The organism is Verrucomicrobiota bacterium, assembly GCA_016871535.1.
GTDB lineage: Bacteria > Verrucomicrobiota > Verrucomicrobiia > Limisphaerales > SIBE01 > VHCZ01.
The window spans coordinates 1-17442 of sequence record VHCZ01000125.1 but is presented as its reverse complement, the minus strand read 5'-3'; the positions used below and the strand labels follow the sequence as shown (position 1 = coordinate 17442).

Genomic DNA, 17442 nt, shown 5'->3' with positions numbered 1-17442 from the left:
ATGACAAACACGATCGAAGTGGCCGGCCGGGTGATGGATGAAAGCGCGTTGCTGGGGCGCGTTGGCGCTTCGGCCGTTTTGGCCGCTTATCCTTCGTGGGACAAACTGGACTCGAATGAAGCCCGCACATTCACGCAAAACCTGCGATTGACCGGCGGAGGCGATGCGGCGTCCGTGCAGGAGCGGAAGGAAATTTTTCAAAATGCCGTGTGGTGGTTGTTGCGCTGTATTCGCGCGGGCAATTTGAATCTGAAGTTTGAAGAGCTCACGGACACACCCGATCCTGCGAAGGTCGGCGCTGAATTGACCTACACGATCAAGATCGGGCATTCGGGTGGCACGCAAGCCACGGGAGTGATCGTGACGAACCTCTTGCCGCGCAGCGTGGAATTCATCAGCGCGGAATCGACCCAAGGCAGTTGGAAGCACGAAGCGGGGTTGTTGACATTCCACGTCGGCCGCATGACCAGCGCTTCGACCAATCTGATCAAGATCACGGTGCGCCCACAGCAAAGCGGCGTGCTGACAAACTACGTCGGCATCGTGTTGAACGAGGCCGATGGGAAAGAGGACAACGGCGGCCGCATCGTCACGACGGTCGCAGGCGGACCGAGGTTGACGGTCGCGCGCCTGGGCAACGGCCAGTACGAACTGCGCATGGAAGGCGAAGCCGGCACAAGCTTTCGGATTCAAGGCTCCAGCGATCTGCTCAACTGGCGCGACCTCACGAATGTCACCGCCGCAACTTGGAGCATGCCGTTGTTCGATTCATCGGGACAGGCGTCCGCGCCAGCTTTCTATCGAGCCGTCAGTTCAAACTGACTGGGGAGCACACGCGCCCTCGCGTGTACCGACTGGCGCCTCGCCGGTCGGTACGTCGTTGAACCCATGGCGCTGAGTGGGGACGGTTGGTCCGACTGAATGTGGCCGGCGAGGGCGCCGACCACAGCACGCGAGGCGCGTGCGCTCCCCATTCGAGTTGGACGCGAAGGAGGGCGAAGATCACGAATCTTGCGATCTACGCGTTCTTTTGCGGCTCAAGTGTTCGGTTGAGTTCCAGGGAGCCCGAACAATTCCGAGATCGTAATTTCAAACTGAGGCAGGAGTTCCTCGCGGAGCAATTCGCGGCTGGCCAGAATTCCTTTCAGCATCAGTCCATACTGGCTGGCCTGATAGACCTCCACGTTGTCGTAGCGCGGGTCAATCATCCAGAGGCGCGTCAGGTTGATCTCCTCGTAAATCTGTTTCTTCATCACCGTGTCGATCCGGTGGTCCTGGGTGTTCACGATTTCCGCGGCCAGCCAGAGCTTGCCGGTCGCGATGGTGATAAGAGCCAGATCGGGCCGCACGAGCGTTCCGGCGCCGATCTGAACGACTGAACGCGGCGCGAGGAGGCGCGTGGTGTTGCCCTGGCCGACGCTCTTCCCCACGTGCAGGTGCAATCGTTCGCAGACCGCTTCGTGCCGGGCGTCGGGCGGACGCCGCATGATGCGTTCGCCCTTTACGATTTCTTCGAAGGACTCGGCCATGAATTTCGGAGGCAGCTCGGTTCAACCGCGAATGGACGCCAATGCACGCGAATAATTCCCTCTCCCAGCGGGAGAGGGGATCCTTTCGTTGGATTCGCGTTGATTGGCGTCCATTCGCGGTTACTCGACGCGTTTCAATTGGCGAGCACGTTACGGAGGAAGCGTCCTGTGTGCGAGCGCTTAATGCGCACAATCTCTTCGGGGGCGCCTTGGGCCACGACCTGTCCGCCGGCCGCGCCGCCTTCCGGTCCCAGGTCGAGGACCCAATCCGCTTCCGCAATCAAATCGAGGTTGTGTTCGATCACCACCACCGAATGGCCCGCATCCACCAGGCGCTGCAACACCTCCACCAATCGGCTTACGTCGGCCATGTGCAATCCGATGGTCGGCTCCTCGAGTATGAAAAGGCTGCGCCGCAGCTCGCCGCGCCGTTCCGCTGAGTTGCTGAAACCGCTGAGCAGGTGCGTCACGAGCTTCAGCCGTTGCGCCTCGCCGCCGCTCAGAGTTGGACTGATCTGGCCGAGCCGCAAATAACCCAGCCCGGTGTCGCGCAGCGCTTCGAGCGGGCGCCGGATTTTCTGGAGGGCGCTGAAGAAGTCGATTGCCTCCGCCACGCTGAGTTCGAGAATGTGGGCGATGTTTTTCCCGCGATACTGAATGTCCAGGGTTTCGGGGTTGTAACGCGAGCCGTTGCAGGTCTCGCAACGGACGTAAGCGGCGGGCATGAAACTCATCTCGATCTTGATCGTCCCCGCGCCTTCACACGCCGGACACCGTCCTTGGGCGCTGTTGAAAGAAAACCGGCTCGGCGAATAGCCGCGCAGCCGGGCTTCGGGGGTTTCGGAAAACAGACGGCGAATGTCATCGAAGAATCCGACGTAAGTCGCCGGGATGGACCGAGGGGTTCGGCCAATGGGTGATTGATCCACTTCGTAAACGGCTCTGAGCGATTCATGGCCTCGCAACCCACAGAGGGTAGCGTGAGGCAAATCCGCTTTGTTTTTCGCAAGGGCGGATTGCAGCGTGGGCCAGAGGCACTCCCGGATCAGCGTGCTTTTCCCGGAACCGCTCACCCCGGTGACGACGACCAGCCGGTTCAACGGAAAAGCCACGTTCAGATTTTTCAAGTTGTTCTTCCTGGCGCCACTCAAGATCAGCCAAGGCGCACTCGGAAAACCCTGCGGTTCCGACGCCGAGCGCGCCGCCGGTGAGTCGGGGAGGGCGAGCCCGTCCCGGCGAGCCGCTCGACGGGCTTGGAAGACGTCCGTTTCGGCTCGCTGAGGACAGGCTCGCCCTACCTTCAGGTTCATGGGAAGCACCACCGCCCTGCGCGCACCGCGCGAAGGAAACTTCCGTTGTTGCCGCAGCCAGCGGCCTGTGACGGAATCGTCATGCCGCATCAATTCGCTGAGCGTGCCGCCGGCTACAAGCCGTCCTCCGTGGATGCCCGCGCCGGGTCCGAGATCGATGATGTAATCCGCATGGCGCATGGTTTGTTCGTCGTGCTCGACCACGACGAGGGAATTGCCGCGCTGCTTGAGCGTGGTCAGCGCGGCGAGGAGTTGTTCGTTGTCGCGGGCGTGCAGGCCGATCGTCGGTTCGTCCAGGACGTAGAGCACGCCGCTCAGGTTCGAGCCGAGTTGGGCCGCCAGACGGATGCGTTGGGCTTCGCCGCCGGACAACGTTGTGGCGGACCGCCCCAATTGCAGATAACCCAGCCCGACTTCGGCCAGGAATTTCAAGCGCTTGGTGATCTCAGGCAGAATGTCCTGGGCGATGTCCGCTTCGCGTCCTCGCAGTTTCAGCGGCGCGAAAAAGCGCAAGGCCAACTCAATGGGCGCGTCGCACACCGTCACGATGGTCGGCGCCGCATTCCGGCCTCTGCCGCCGAACACCGAGAGATCCGCAGCGCGTCCGGCCGCCAGGCGCACGGAGCGGGCGATGGGATTCAAGCGGCTTCCTTGACAGTCGGGACAGGTCTCGCGCTTGCCTTCCTGCCATTCGAACCAGGACTCTTCGATGGCATCGGCGCGCGCGCCGCGATCGACCTCCGGCAGGTAAAACAACTCGCCGAAGCCCCGGCATTTCGGACACCAGCCTTGGGAAGAATTGTAACTGAAATTCTTCGGATCGAGCAGTTGGAACGATTTGCCGCAGCTCGGACACGCCCGCTCCGTCGAGTGGACCGCAACCTTCCCGTCGTTCCCCAGCGCGAGCAACGTGCCGTGTCCCAGTTCCAGGGCCTCGTCGATCAGTTGCTGGGGAGACTTCGTGGCTTTCGCGGCGCGCGCCGCTTTCCGATCCAGCACACCGACGACAATTTCCACATCATGTTCGCGGAAGCGATCGAGGCGGAACGGCTCGGCCGTGCGAAAGATTTTGCCGTCGGCGCGGATTTCCGAATAGCCGTGGCTCGCGGCCCATTGGGCGACTTCGGTGTGAAAGCCTTTCCGGTTTTTCACCATGGGCGCGAGCAGGAGCAGATCGCCCCGCCGGTTCAATTCGTCTTTGAGCCGCCGGCCCAGTTGATCGCGCGTCTGGGATTCGACGGCGACGTGGCATTCGGGACAGAATTGCGTGCCGAGCCGCGCGAAGAGCAGCCGGAGGAAATGATACACCTCGGTCACCGTAGCCACGGTGCTTTTTCCGCCTCCGCGCGAGGTGCGTTGTTCGATGCTGACGGTCGGCGGAATGCCGGTGATCAAGTCCACGTCCGGCCGCGCCAACTGCTCCACAAACTGCCGCGCGTAGGCGTTCATGCAGTCGAGGAAGCGGCGCTGTCCCTCGGCGAACAACAGATCGAACGCCAGCGTGCTTTTCCCCGAACCGCTCACGCCGGTGACGACGACGAACTGGTTGCGGGGAATCGAAAGCGAGAGGTTTTGCAGATTGTGCTCGCGCGCTCCCGAAATAAAAATCCCTGCCGGACGGGCTGACATAGTCATAGGCAACGGGTGACAACCTATCCCAGCCGTCTTCTGAGCCAAGCCGGATTTCTTCGGCATCCGGAATCTGGACCCGGTAGGGCTGCGTTGCTGCGCAGCCCGGTTTTCAGTCGGTGTGGCAGCGCAGCAGCGGTGCCCTACCATCGACGGGTTCACGAGCCGTGTGCTTGCCGCCGTCGCCAGGGCAACTTCCCTGGAACCTGACGGCAGGGCGAGCCTGTCCCCAGCGAGCCGAGTCGGACGTGTCCCATGTCCGTCGAGCGGCTCGCCGGGACGGACTCGCCTTACCAATTCATGGGCCGAGTGCAGGTTCGCGAGAAACAGGAAGCACCGACCCTTGGCTGGATCGGGCAGTAACGGCAGTGCTGACAGGAACCGGAGCGTGGCGCGTTTCTCCTCTCCATACGGCGTAGTTGTGGACAGCGAAGGTAACGTGATTGTGGCAGATGGCACCGTGGGGGGATTCTCATCGGCAAACCCGCGATTCGAAGAATGGCTCCTGGCGGTTCCGTGTCAGCTACCAATGGAAGCGCGACGGAACTCCAATACTTCAAGCGACAAATCCGCGCCTTTCGTTGTTACATACGATGGCGGCACAGTCGGGCATTTACACGGTTGATATCAGCAAATGAGGTGAATTTGCCACCGGTGGTTGCTCCAATCGCCGATAAATTCTGGAGGAAAAAGCATGACTTGAGTTCCAAGTGGAAGCCACCGAATCACCCAACGCGGATAACTGCAATGGACGACGGGGCCAATTGCCCGGCGAAGTATTTCCAATTGGGCTGACCAGGGGTGGGTTGCCTGAATGAGTTGCCTTGAACAAAGACACGCGGCTTGTCACACGCCTCCGCCAAAGTCGTCCGGATCGCTTCTTTCAGGACCTTGGGAACGATATCCTTGACGCAGTGTGGCCGCGAGTATCGGCACTGCCAGTTGCAGCCGTAGCATTCCAGCGGCAGACACACGATTGACGTCAGCGGCGAGTAAGGCACGAACCGCCCGAAGTGGCCCCCACCGAGCACGATGACGTTCGGCGTGCCAAGCGCGCACGCGATGTGCGCCAAGCCGGTCTCGGCCCCCACCGCAAGCCGGCAGCGTTTGAGGATCGCAGCCGATTCACGCACAGTGAACTTCCCGGAAATATTGCGCGAAGCGCACGGCAACGATTCGAGATTCCTTTGGTTGATTTCATAATCCGCTTGCGAGCCCAGCGCGATGACTTTCAACGACCCCACCCACCCCTTCGCCCCTCCCAGGAGGGGAACTGGACCCTGCGACGAACGAACGTCCCCTCCTGGGAGGGGCAAAGGGGTGGGTTCGTCGAGAGGAGAGCAGACTGTCTTGGGTTCGGGCCTGCAAATCTCCGCCAGAGCCTCGCCATAGCGAAGATAAACCCGGCCATCTGCTTGCGCGCCTGCGAAGAGAGCGATCGTGGATTCGGGCTCCAGGCCATGCCGCTGGAAGAAGTCCTCGGCGCAGGCTTCATCCTCGTCCTTCAGCCAGATGCTGGGCTGCACGAACGGCGCGTTGATCCCGATTCCTTCAAGGAAACCCCGATGGCGGTCCAGTTCGAGCGCGGATCGCTCCGGGCACGAAATCAATATCGAATAAAGGCGGTCGTGGCGGTCCTTGACGCCGGCGGACATGAGTTCCGTGCTGCCTTCGTGCGCGACGCAATGCTGTGCCTGCGAGGCCAGGGCGAGAAAATCCGTCAAGGGCTCGCGCGCATAGACCGAGTTCAGACAAAGATCGGCGCGGAGATCTTGGAGCTGGCGAGCGATGTGATTGCGATAATCCGCATCGTCGATGGCCCTTTGCCGGTGGATCGGCAGAACGCTATCGACAAGCGGGCAAGCTTCGTAAATTGCGGCCACGTGTTCCTGGCAAACCACGACGATCTTGGTGTGCGGATGCCGCTCTCGGATCGGCGCCAACATTCCGGCGGCAAGAATGGTATCTCCGATTGAGTCCGTCCGAACGAACAGAATCGTATCGGGGCCGGTAGAAGCTTCCTGGATCGGAGAAGCATGCTCACGAAGCGAGGACCCGGTAGGGCAAGTCCGTCCCGGCGAGCCGCTCGACAAGCTGGCCCCACGTCCGGTCCGGCTCGCGGGGGACAGGCTCGCCCTACCTTCAGGTGCATGGGAAGCAACCTCATGCGATCGGAAGCGCCAGTGTCCGAGAACATTTCTTCGGGCTACCGGCCGAATCTTCTGGGAGGCGGGCCGATCGACGAGGGTTCCGTCCTTGACCCAGGGGAAAAAACTGTCGAGGCGCAACGGGAGGGTTTCGGTGGATTGAAGTTTCTTCCAATGATTCACCGCTCCACGGTATCCGTAATAGGTCTCCTTGAAGCGCACCTGATCTTCCGTCGCATAAGCGTAATGCTGGAAGACAAGGTTTCGGGCCTCAGTCTCGGCGTGGAGGAATGGATTGATTGAGGCCACGTCGGTCCATTTTCCCGATTCGGTCTGTTGGCAAAGGCGTGGAGGTTCGTGAGTAAGCCATTGAAAGCCGGGCCGGTAACGCCACACCCGGAGCCACTCGTAGCGCGTATGGTTGCCATAAGTGTCGCGAGTGGTGGTGACAAGGTCTTCGCCGACAAAATAGTGGCAGTAGAAATAGGCCACCGTCTTGTCAGTATGCGCCCGGAATAACTCGCGTGCCTCGCAAATCTGCTCCGCCGTCCACATCTCGTCGGCATCGATCTGCCACAGCAAACAGTGTTCGGTAATCCGAGCCAGCGGCGCACGAACCATTTCGATTTTTCCGTCCCAAAACGCTCCGTCCGGCTTGCGGTAGATCGATGTATTTTGCGGAAACGACTGTGCCAGCGCGTCCAGATAGGCGGTCGTGCCATCCACGCTCAGACCGCGCCTGTGGAACTCCGGACTGATCGTTCCACCATTGTGCCGGCTCCAGGCCGTGTCGTGATTGAGCGCGGCGACTCCCTCAATGACGTGCCAGCGCCAGGGGAACGCGAGTTTCTTGAACACGTCGATGTGGTGGCGAATGAACGGTTCCCCGTTCAAAACGATCGTGAAGAAATGGATGGGCAGAGACGCGTCCAAGTTCGTCAAAAGAGTTACTGGGTTAAATCGTTAGATCTGATCGCTCAGTTAAGGTGGAGCGAGGCCTCCTGCCGTTTCCTCGATGGCAATTGGCTCGCCCCACCGTGAGTTAACTGAGCGATACCCAATCTGTTCCGGAACATCGCGGATGCTCGCATGTGTCCATGACCACTTAGCCTGGAGCAGCCGAGATTTGGAAGCAGAAGTTTGACGAACGGGGAAGGGTGGTGAATAACAGGGCTGATTCGCATGTCTTTCGCTCAATTTCGCGAGCAACAGACCGTCGTCAACCTGCTCCAGCGAAGCCTGGACCGGGGACGGCTCTCGCACGCTTACCTTTTCGCCGGAAGCACACTCCCGGACCTGGAACTGATGGCGGCGACGCTGGCCAAAACGCTGACCTGCGCGGACCCGCCTCGACGAGGCGCTTCGGGCGTCGCTCTGGATTCTTGCGACCGCTGCATGAGCTGCCGCAAAATTGACGACGGTAATCACGCCGATGTCCAGTGGGTGCGGCCCGAATCGAAATCGCGAGTCATCACCATCGACCAAATCCGCGAACTGATGCGAACGATCCACCTCAAACCGCTGGAAGCCGCATCGAAGGTCGCGGTCATCGTTGCCGCCGACCGGTTGAACATTCAGGCCGCAAACGCATTTTTGAAGACGCTGGAAGAACCGCCAAGCCGGTCCACGGTTCTGTTGCTTTCGACGGATCCCGAACGGGTTCTGGAAACCATTGCCTCCCGTTGTTTGAGGCTCAACTTCGGCGGAGAAGACAAATTTAAAGCCAGCGGGGCCCAAATCGAGTGGCTGGCAGGTTTCACGAAACAAGCGGCGGGGGCGCAGAAAAGCTTGCTCGGGCGTTACAGGCTTTTGAGCGCCATTCTCGCGAGGTTAAGCCAGATCAAGGCCGACATTGAGAAAGTCCTTGCGGTGCGTTCGCCGTTGAGCCGGCATCAGGAGATTGATCCGCAGTTGAAGGAGAAATGGGAAGATGAACTGACAGCCGCCATCGAAGCGGAATACCGGCGCCAGCGTGCCGAAGTGCTCCTGATGCTTGAATGGTGGATGCGAGATGTCTGGCTGACCAAACTGGGTCTGGACAAGGAGAGTCTTGCTTTTCCTGGTTCGGCCGACGACACCCGAACCGTCTCCACGCGGCTCTCGGCCAACGACGCCGCCTGGAACCTGAGGCTCATGGAAGAAACTCACTTGTTACTCGGCTCGAACGTGCAGGAGGCGCTCGCGTTGGAAGTGAGTTTCCTCAAAATGAAATTGTGAATCGCAAGCGGGAGGTCAGGCATGCTTCTTTAACTTACCTGCATTTGCGTGACAACAACCCGTCGCCCCAAACCAGCCACCGCTTCTATGGCGGCAAAGTCCGAGGATACTCCTGGACAGAAGCTCTTCGCAGCCTTTGCAGGAGCGCTCCTGGGCCTGGCGCTGCTGAAGTTTGGGAATCCTGTCATTTTTGATCGGTTGATCGATAGGCCTGACGGATTCTGGGAAATGGTTTTCCAGCCCTGGCCGATTGCCTGGGGTTACTTCATGCTCGTGATCCTCGCCCTCTTGGGCGGGATAGTGATCCAACGTCCCGTTTGCCTTCACCATAGCTCTTCCAATGAACCATTCCTCCGGACCGAGGCCTTTAGGCCGCTTCAACGCTCGACTCCGGAGAGTGCGCAGAAGCAGCCTGAAGGCTGCGGTCCGCACGGTTTTCGGTTCATGGGCCGTGTGCATGGTTCTGAAACCAAGGAAGCTTCCCGTGAACCCGCCTCCGCCCCCTCCCAGGAGGGGAACTTGCAGCATCGGAGCGACACAAAGCTCCCTTCCTCGGAGGGGCTGGGGGTGGGTTCGCGGGCTGCTTCACCCAACGGGAGAGCGCCACGGTGGCTCTTGGCGCTGCCGTTAGCTTGGTTCATTTGGCAGCTTATTGCGGGTCTGAGCACGGTCGATCCGACTCTGACCCGGACGACCCTCCTCCACTTCGCAGCGTGTGTTTTGTGGTTTTACCTGGGCGTTTTCGTTTTGAGCCCCCTGCGGAGCTCCAATCTCTTTTGGGTGCCACTGATGCTGGCCTTCGCCATCGTGTTGTGGGTCGGATTCGAGCAGCATCACGGCGGATTGGAAGCCACGAGGCGCTACTTCTACGAACAGCCGGACTGGCAGAAGTATCCTCCGGATTACCTGAAGAGAATCGCCAGTGACCGGATTTTCTCTACGCTCGTTTATCCAAATGCTCTGGCGGGGGCGATTCTCATGTGCGGCCCGGCAGCCCTGGCTTGCACCTGGAATTTGACCCGACGATTACCCAGGCTCTCGAGGAGTGTCGCCACCGGTTTGGTCGGGTACATGGCGCTGGCATGTTTGTATTGGTCGGGATCCAAAGCAGGTTGGTTGATCGCGCTCGTGCTGGGAGTCGTAGCCATGATCAGTTTACCGATTCCAAGATGGACCAAGTTTGCGGTCGGGTTGGCGATCTGCCTCGGTGGTCTGGGGGCATTCGCGATCAAGTTTACTTCCTACTTCCAAAAAGGCGCTACTAGCGTTGCTGCAAGATTCGACTACTGGCGTGCGGCAGTCACGATCGTCCGAGAGAATCCGATTCTGGGCACGGGACCTGGAACGTTCTCCGTGAACTACGCCAAGATCAAACCACCTGAGGCTGAAATGGCGAAACTGGTCCACAACGACTACCTGGAACAAGCCACGGACTCTGGCCTGGCCGGTCTGGCCCTGTATTTGGCGCTGGTTTTTGGCCATCTCCAGTTTCTTTATCGAAAACGTATTCTTCGAATACGTGACATTACGTTTCCGGTATGGCTGGGGCTGTTCGCGTGGGGACTACAATCGTTTGTAGAATTCCCTCTCTACATCCCGGGCCTCGCGTGGCTTGCCTTCGCGTTGCTCGGTTGGCTCAGTGGGCTCAGTGGGCTCGCCAAACTGAATGCATTCGACACTGAGGCACGAGTTGGCTAATTTGCGCGCTCGCAAATGAAGATTCTGTTCCTGAACGGCCCAAACCTGAACCTGCTCGGAACCCGCGAGACCAAAGTCTATGGCCAAACCACGCTCACAGAGATTGAGCGCAGAGTGCGGGACCGTGCGGGAAAACTGGGGGTCGAAGTCGATTTTCGTCAGTCCAACTTGGAAGGCGAGCTTGTCGCGTGGGTCCAGCAAGCCCCGCAAGATTTCGCGGCCATCGTCCTGAATGCGGCCGCGTACACCCACACGAGCATCGCCCTCAGGGACGCCATAGCCGCGGTGTCAATCCCAACTATCGAAATCCATCTCTCGAACGTCCACGCGAGGGAAGAATTCCGCCACACATCAATGATCGCGCCCGTGTGCCGAGGACAAATCGCAGGTTTCGGAGCTTATTCCTACATTCTAGGATTGGAAGCTGCCGTTAACATTAACGGATAACTTGATTTGGCGATAAACCGGCCATTTCACTGAATAATTCAGCAGAATCCTGAGCCGAGGCAAGCGCCAGTAATGGCTTGACGGCTTGATTTGGGCTAACTACCATCCATTCCAGTTTACGTTAACCAGGCAGAGCAGAGTCGAGTTTCGGCTGCTGCTTTTTTGCTTAATGAACACGGCAAAGAAACGTTCATCTGCATGACCCAAGGACCGATTCTGTGGACCTGAAAGACATTAAGGCTATCATTGACTTGATGAAAAAGAATTCCATCTCGGAATTCGAGCTCGAAAAACAGGACTTCAAGATCAGACTGAAGCGCGGGTCGAACGGTCTCCCTCAGGCATCCGGAATGGACGAGAATCCCGTCGTGGCGCTCCCGGGTGTCCAGTCCCAGCCCGCCCCGATTTCGTTGCTTCCCGTCGGTTCTCAATCAAGTCAACCAACCTCTGAACTCGAGATCAAGTCGCCCATGGTCGGGACATTCTACCGAGCGCCTTCCCCGGAGTCGGCCAACTACGTTGAAGTTGGCACCGAGGTTAATCAGGACAGCATCGTTTGTATCATTGAGGCGATGAAAGTCATGAACGAGATCAAGGCCGAGGCCAAAGGTGTGATTACGCAGGTGCTGGTGGATAATGCAAAGCCAGTTGAGTTCGGGCAGGCTCTGTTCAAGATTCGCCCAACCTAGCCTGGGAGACCGACCTAAGACTGTTTTTCCCTCCAATCCTACTGATGTTCGAGAAGATTCTGGTAGCCAACCGCGGGGAGATAGCCGTTCGTATCATTCGTGCCTGCAAGGAATTAAATATCCGCACGGTGGCCGTTTATTCGGAGGCGGATATGAACTCAATGCACGTTCAACTTGCCGATGAAGCCATCTGCATCGGCAAAGCTCCCAGCAGCGAGAGCTATCTTCGAATCGACCGTATCATTAGCGGCGCCGAAATCGCTGATGTCGATGCCATTCACCCGGGATACGGATTCCTTTCCGAGAATGCTCATTTCGCCGACGTTTGCGAGAACTGCAACATCCGGTTCATCGGTCCGAATTCGCAGGCCATGACATCGTTGGAGAACAAAGCCGTGAGCCGTGCCCTGGCGAAAAAGGCTGGCGTGCCTGTTCCGCCTGGTTCGGATGGAATTGTCGAGAACGAGCAAGAGGCCCTCTCCACGGCAAAACGGATTGGCTATCCCGTCATGATCAAAGCAGTTGCCGGGGGAGGCGGACGCGGGATGCGCGCCGCTCACAATGATATTTCCTTGGTAAAAGGGTATCACACCGCCCGGAACGAAGCCGAAAAGGCCTTCGGGAATTCGGCAGTCTATATCGAAAAATACATTGAGAATCCGCACCACATTGAATTCCAAATCCTTGCCGACAACCGCGGCAATATCATTCACCTTGGGGAACGGGATTGCTCGATCCAGAGGAGAAATCAGAAAGTTGTCGAGGAGACCCCTTCGCCGCTCGTGGAGAATAAACACAAAGACCTGCGGAAAAGAATGGGCAAGGCCGCAATCCGCCTCGCCGAAATGGCTCATTACACCAACGCAGGCACGGTCGAGTTCATCGTGGACGACCACGGCAACTTCTACTTCCTGGAGGTCAACAAAAGAATTCAGGTCGAGCATCCCATCACGGAAGAAGTGACGGGGATTGATCTGATCAAGCAACAGATCCTGATCTCGATGGGGGAACCGCTCCGGCTGTCGCAGAGCGATATCAACATCAAGGGCCACGCCATCGAATGCCGAATCAACGCGGAAGACCCGTTCGATGACTTCCTGCCGTCCCCAGGCCGGATTGAAATGTATTACTCGCCAGGGGGCCGAGGCGTGCGCCTCGATAGCCACGCCTACGCCGGCTACGTGATTCCGCCCCACTACGACTCAATGATCGGGAAACTCATCACCTACGGGAAAGATCGCCGGGAGGCTATGGACCGCATGAGCCGGGCGCTGAGTGAGTATATCATTACCGGGGTTAAGACCACGATCCCGTTTGAGCAGGCCATTCTTCAGGATCCCAATTTCCGCCGCGGCGTGTATTCGACGAACTTCATCGATCAACTTCTGGGCGGGGCACGGCGGGAACTTATCGAGGAGAAGGCGTAGGGCTCCAATGAACCGCAAATGATGGCGAACGTTTCCACGGCAGGGCGAGTCCGTCCCGGCGAGCCGTGTCCGACGTATTGGGAACACGTTGGAGGCGGCGCGCTGCGGACAGACTCGCCCTGCCGACTGTCGCCGGGATGAAGCCCCTAAACGAGTGCTTTCTCTATACCTTCGTCGATCTGGCTTATCTCGCGAATAGGCCTCCGGAGACGGTTGCGGAACGGCTTTGCCAGGGAGGGAGCGATCTGATTCAGCTTCGTGCCAAGAACCTGACCGAGCCTGAGGTGCGCCGGGTCGCGGAGAGAATCCTCCCCATCACAAGCCGCGCCGGAGTTGGGCTTGTAATCAATGACTTTCCTGAACTCGCCCAATCGGTCGGCGCCCAAGTTTGCCATTTGGGCCAGGAAGATTTCTTTGAGGCGAGCCATGTGCATCGCTCCGCCTGGCCAACGCTTCGGGATCCTTTGAGACTTGGCCTTAGCAGCCACTCCCCCAGCCAGGCGAACCGTGCCGTCGCGGCCGGAGCGGACTATGTAGCCGTCGGCCCGGTGTTCCGAACCGGGACCAAACCAACCGCGGAACCGGTGACGTTGGAGCTTGTCCGGTGGGCGGCCCACAATCTGACGTTGCCCTGGTTCGCAATTGGCGGAATCAACCTGGGCAATCTCGGCAGCGTTTTGGAGGCCGGCGCGCGCCGGATTTGTGTCGTGTCCGCGATCCTCCAAGCCCCAGACATTGCGGATGCGTGCCTTCAGTTCAAGCGCCAGCTCGATTGTCAGCCCGGATGATCCTATCCAACCCGCCGCCTCAACGGACAACTTTGTGTTGCCTATGCAACACAAAGTTGTCCGTTCACTGAATGTCATCCGCCGAGAAGTTTGTCACGATTGCATGGACTGGACAGCGCCCGGGATTCCCCGCTTAATGCATCGCAATGAGCGTCTTGATTGTTGGTTCAACAGCACTGGATTCAATCTTCACTCCCAAAGGGAAACGCCCGCGCTTGTTGGGCGGGTCGGCCAGCCATGCGAGTGTCGCGGCGAGTTTCTTTTCGCCGGTACACCTGGTCGGCGTGGTGGGGGACGACTTCCCACAGGCCTACCTCAATCTCTACCGCCGGCACGGAATCAATCTGGAGGGACTACAGATCGAGCCGGGCAAGACTTTTCACTGGGCCGGGGAATACGAAGTGAACATGAACAACCGCCGGACGTTAAAGACCGAACTCGGCGTCTTCGAGAAATTCAGCCCCGAACTGCCCGAATCGATGCGGAATGTCCGATTCGTGTTGCTCGCGAACATCGCGCCATCCCTCCAGCACCGGGTGCTCGATCAGATGCGCAAGCCCAGGTTTGTCATCGCCGACACCATGGACCTCTGGCTCAACATCGCCAAAGACGACCTGCTCCGGTTGCTGCGCCGGATCGATGCGCTCGTCCTCAACGACAGCGAAGCGCGTTTGCTGACGGGCGATGATAATGTGATTTCCGCCGTCGAAAAGATTCACCGCCTGGGTCCCAGGCACGTGATCGTCAAAAAGGGCGAACACGGCTCGTTCCTGTCGTCACATCGAGGCTTCTTTTTGGCGCCTGCGTTTCCCCTGAAGAAGTTAGTCGATCCCACCGGGGCCGGGGATTCTTTCGTGGGTGGATTGATCGGCTATCTCGCGAGCCGGCCCGGCCCAATCGAAGCCAATCTCCGGGGCGCGATCATCTACGGCACTGCCGTGGCATCGTTTTGCTGCGAAGGTTTCGGCCTCGAGCGCACCACGGCGATCAATCGCAAGGCCATCGACCAGCGGGTGAAGCTCCTCGAAAGACTGGTGCGCTTTTAGTTTTCGACTGATTTTGCATGACCACCATGCCCGCACTGCTCGACCTCGAAAAGGTCACGAAACGTTACGATTCACCCGGCGGAGAAGCGCCCCTGCCGATTTTGAAGGACGTTCGCCTGACGGTCGCGTCGGGCGACTCGGTCGCGATCATCGGTCCTTCCGGTTCCGGCAAAAGCACGCTGCTCAATATCATCGGCACCCTGGACAAGCCCACGGACGGGCGCGTGCTGCTGGAAGGGGAGGATTTGAGCGCGCTGGATGAGGATCGCCTCGCTCAGATTCGCAACCGCCAGATCGGCTTCATTTTCCAGGCGCATCATTTGCTCCCCCAATGTTCGGTTCTCGAAAACGTGCTCGTGCCCACGCTGGCCAGCAAAGACACCGGAATCCGCAACACCGCCGAGGGTCGCGCGCGCCAACTCCTGCAACGAGTTGGCCTGGGCGAAAGGTTTTCCCATCGGCCTGGAGAACTTTCCGGCGGCGAACGGCAGCGCGTCGCGGTTGTTCGCGCCTTGATCAACCAGCCCCATCTGCTCCTGGCCGACGAACCCACCGGCGCGCTGGATCGGGCCTCCGCCCAAAACTTGGCGCAATTGCTGGTGGAATTGAATCAGGAGACGGGGGTGGCGTTGATCCTGGTGACGCACGCGCTCGACCTGGCTCATCGAATGCGCCGCGTCTTCGAGTTGCGGGACGGCGCCTTGCAGCCCGCGGCAAGTAATCAGTAATCAGTATTCAGTGGTCAAATATCAGTTGTCAGTGTTCAGGTGGAACTCCGCAGTCGGTGGAGCGAGGCTCCTGCCGAGCTTTTCTTCGATGGCATTGGCTCGGCGGAGCCTCGCCCCACCTTAAAACTGAAGGGACGCGTTCCCTGAACCGTTTCAGTTGACACACCATGAAGACCGACTCTCTGCTCCACGCGTTTCTCATCTGCTTTGCCCTGGGCTTGATCGATGCGACGGCGGCGGCGCCCGCGTCGAGGCCGCCGAACATCATTCTGTTCGTGGCCGATGATCACGGACAGGATGCCGGTTGCTACGGAAACAAGATCATTCAGACGCCGAACCTCGATCGCCTGGCCGGCGAAGGCACGCGCTACACGCGGGCGTTTTGCACGACGGCTAGTTGCAGTGCCAGCCGGTCCGTGATTCTGAGCGGCCTGCACAACCACGCCAACGGACAGTTCGGCCACCAACACAGTTTTCACCACTTCTACACCTACAACTCCGTCAAATCACTGCCGGTCATTCTCGCGGAGAACGGGTATCGCATCGGGCGCATTGGCAAGTTCCACGTCCAACCGGAGGAAGTCTATAAGTTCCAGACCATCCTCGGAGGCAATCCGGGCGGCGCGCGCAATCCGGTCGGCATGGCCGAGAGATGCCGCGAGTTCGTCAGCCGCACCGACGCGCCGTTCTTCCTCTACTTTTGCACGGCGGATCCGCATCGCAGCGGCGACCGACGCGAGGATAACCCCCATCAACCCGACGCCTTCGGCAATGGTCGGCGTTACGAGGGTGTCCAGGAAACCGCTTACGATTCGAAGCAGATCCGCGTTCCGCCGTGGCTGCCTGACACGCCGGAGAGTCGCGCCGAACTTGCCGAATATTATCAATCCGTCTCGCGCGTGGACCAGGGCCTCGGCCGATTGATCGAAGTGTTGAAGCAGAGCGGCGAGTACGACCGCACGATCCTCATCTACACTTCAGACAACGGCGCCGCGTTTCCGGGTTCCAAGACGACGCTTTACGAGCCGGGCATGCGGCTGCCGCTGGTGGTTCGCAATCCGTTCGCGACGAAACGCGGCCTCGTCAGCGATGCCATGGTTTCGTGGGTGGACCTGACGCCGACGATTCTGGATTTCGCCGGCATCAAGGAAGTGCTGGCGCCGCCGTTGGTGGCGGGGAATCCGGAGGTCGCAGCACCCCGAAAGCAGCCGGCGACGCGCTACGCCTTTCACGGACGTTCGTTCGCGGCGACGCTCGAACAGGAGAAGCCCGGCGGTTGGAACGAAGTCTTTGCTTCTCACACCTTCCACGAAATCACGATGTACTACCCGATGCGCGTGATCCGCACCGAACGCTACAAGCTCATTCTGAATCTGGCGCATCCGTTGCCGTTCCCTTTTGCCTCGGACCTGTTCGACTCAACGACCTGGCAAGCGGCGCTCAAGAGCGGCCGGGGCGTTTACGGCCAGCGCCGGATTGGAGATTTCATCCAGCGCCCGCGCTACGAGCTTTACGATTTGGAGACCGACCCGCACGAGATTCGAAACCTGGCGGACAAACCCGAAGCCCAGGCCGTGTTCAAGGAACTGAGTGAGAAGCTCAAAGCCTTTCAGCAACGCACCCGCGATCCCTGGATTGTGAAATACGAGTATGAATGAGTCTTAGTGGTCCGTTTCGTAAATACGCTCACGTTCGTTGCGCCCAATTTGGCCTGGGGCAAGGCGCGACGAGCGAGCATCCCCCGCCAGTGGGGCTGTGACCGAGGAGCAACGCAGCCCCAGGCAAAA

At 59.2% G+C, this 17442-nt stretch carries 13 protein-coding genes; 10 read left to right on the top strand and 3 right to left on the bottom strand.

Annotated elements, in window-relative coordinates:
* Entirely contained in the window at positions 1-822 is an 822-nt protein-coding gene (locus FJ398_16300; GenBank protein ID MBM3839495.1) for a DUF11 domain-containing protein, read from the top strand.
* 215 nt (positions 823-1037) lie between these two features.
* On the opposite strand, the gene FJ398_16295 is transcribed toward FJ398_16300, so the two are convergent.
* The 3 genes from FJ398_16295 to FJ398_16285 all read right to left on the bottom strand — a co-directional run bounded on the left by FJ398_16295 (position 1038) and on the right by FJ398_16285 (position 7557).
* Positions 1038-1529, bottom strand: coding sequence for a hypothetical protein (locus tag FJ398_16295; protein MBM3839494.1), 492 nt, complete (start codon positions 1527-1529; stop codon positions 1038-1040).
* 134 nt (positions 1530-1663) lie between these two features.
* Positions 1664-4474: an excinuclease ABC subunit A gene (locus FJ398_16290; protein MBM3839493.1), complete on the bottom strand. Its 2811-nt coding sequence runs from the start codon at positions 4472-4474 to the stop codon at positions 1664-1666.
* A gap of 719 nt (positions 4475-5193) precedes the next feature.
* Entirely contained in the window at positions 5194-7557 is a 2364-nt protein-coding gene (locus FJ398_16285; protein ID MBM3839492.1) for a glycosyltransferase family 9 protein, read from the bottom strand.
* Positions 7558-7797: 240 nt separating this feature from the next.
* Between FJ398_16285 and FJ398_16280 the strand changes: the two genes are divergently transcribed.
* The 9 genes from FJ398_16280 (at position 7798) to FJ398_16240 (ending at position 17313) form a co-directional block, all read left to right on the top strand.
* Entirely contained in the window at positions 7798-8832 is a 1035-nt protein-coding gene (locus FJ398_16280) for a hypothetical protein (protein ID MBM3839491.1), read from the top strand.
* A gap of 87 nt (positions 8833-8919) precedes the next feature.
* Positions 8920-10530, top strand: coding sequence for a hypothetical protein (locus tag FJ398_16275; protein ID MBM3839490.1), 1611 nt, complete (start codon positions 8920-8922; stop codon positions 10528-10530).
* Between the two features lie 15 nt (positions 10531-10545).
* Positions 10546-10977, top strand: coding sequence for a type II 3-dehydroquinate dehydratase (aroQ, locus tag FJ398_16270; protein ID MBM3839489.1), 432 nt, complete (start codon positions 10546-10548; stop codon positions 10975-10977).
* A 218-nt stretch (positions 10978-11195) separates the two neighbouring features.
* A complete protein-coding gene (gene accB / locus FJ398_16265) occupies positions 11196-11666 on the top strand; it encodes an acetyl-CoA carboxylase biotin carboxyl carrier protein (GenBank protein ID MBM3839488.1) in 471 nt (156 codons plus the stop codon).
* A 44-nt stretch (positions 11667-11710) separates the two neighbouring features.
* Positions 11711-13093, top strand: a complete 1383-nt coding sequence (accC, locus tag FJ398_16260) for an acetyl-CoA carboxylase biotin carboxylase subunit (GenBank protein ID MBM3839487.1) — start codon at positions 11711-11713, stop codon at positions 13091-13093.
* 137 nt (positions 13094-13230) lie between these two features.
* Positions 13231-13881 carry a thiamine phosphate synthase gene (thiE, locus tag FJ398_16255; protein ID MBM3839486.1) on the top strand — a complete coding sequence of 217 codons (651 nt, stop codon included), beginning with the start codon at positions 13231-13233 and terminating at the stop codon, positions 13879-13881.
* A gap of 146 nt (positions 13882-14027) precedes the next feature.
* The gene (locus tag FJ398_16250) at positions 14028-14927 is read left to right on the top strand and encodes a sugar kinase (GenBank protein ID MBM3839485.1); all 900 of its coding nucleotides are present in this window, start codon (positions 14028-14030) and stop codon (positions 14925-14927) included.
* A 26-nt stretch (positions 14928-14953) separates the two neighbouring features.
* Complete coding sequence (locus tag FJ398_16245) at positions 14954-15655, top strand: ABC transporter ATP-binding protein (GenBank protein MBM3839484.1); 702 nt, start codon at positions 14954-14956, stop codon at positions 15653-15655.
* 167 nt (positions 15656-15822) lie between these two features.
* A complete protein-coding gene (locus FJ398_16240) occupies positions 15823-17313 on the top strand; it encodes a sulfatase (protein ID MBM3839483.1) in 1491 nt (496 codons plus the stop codon).
* Positions 17314-17442: the final 129 nt, after the last annotated feature.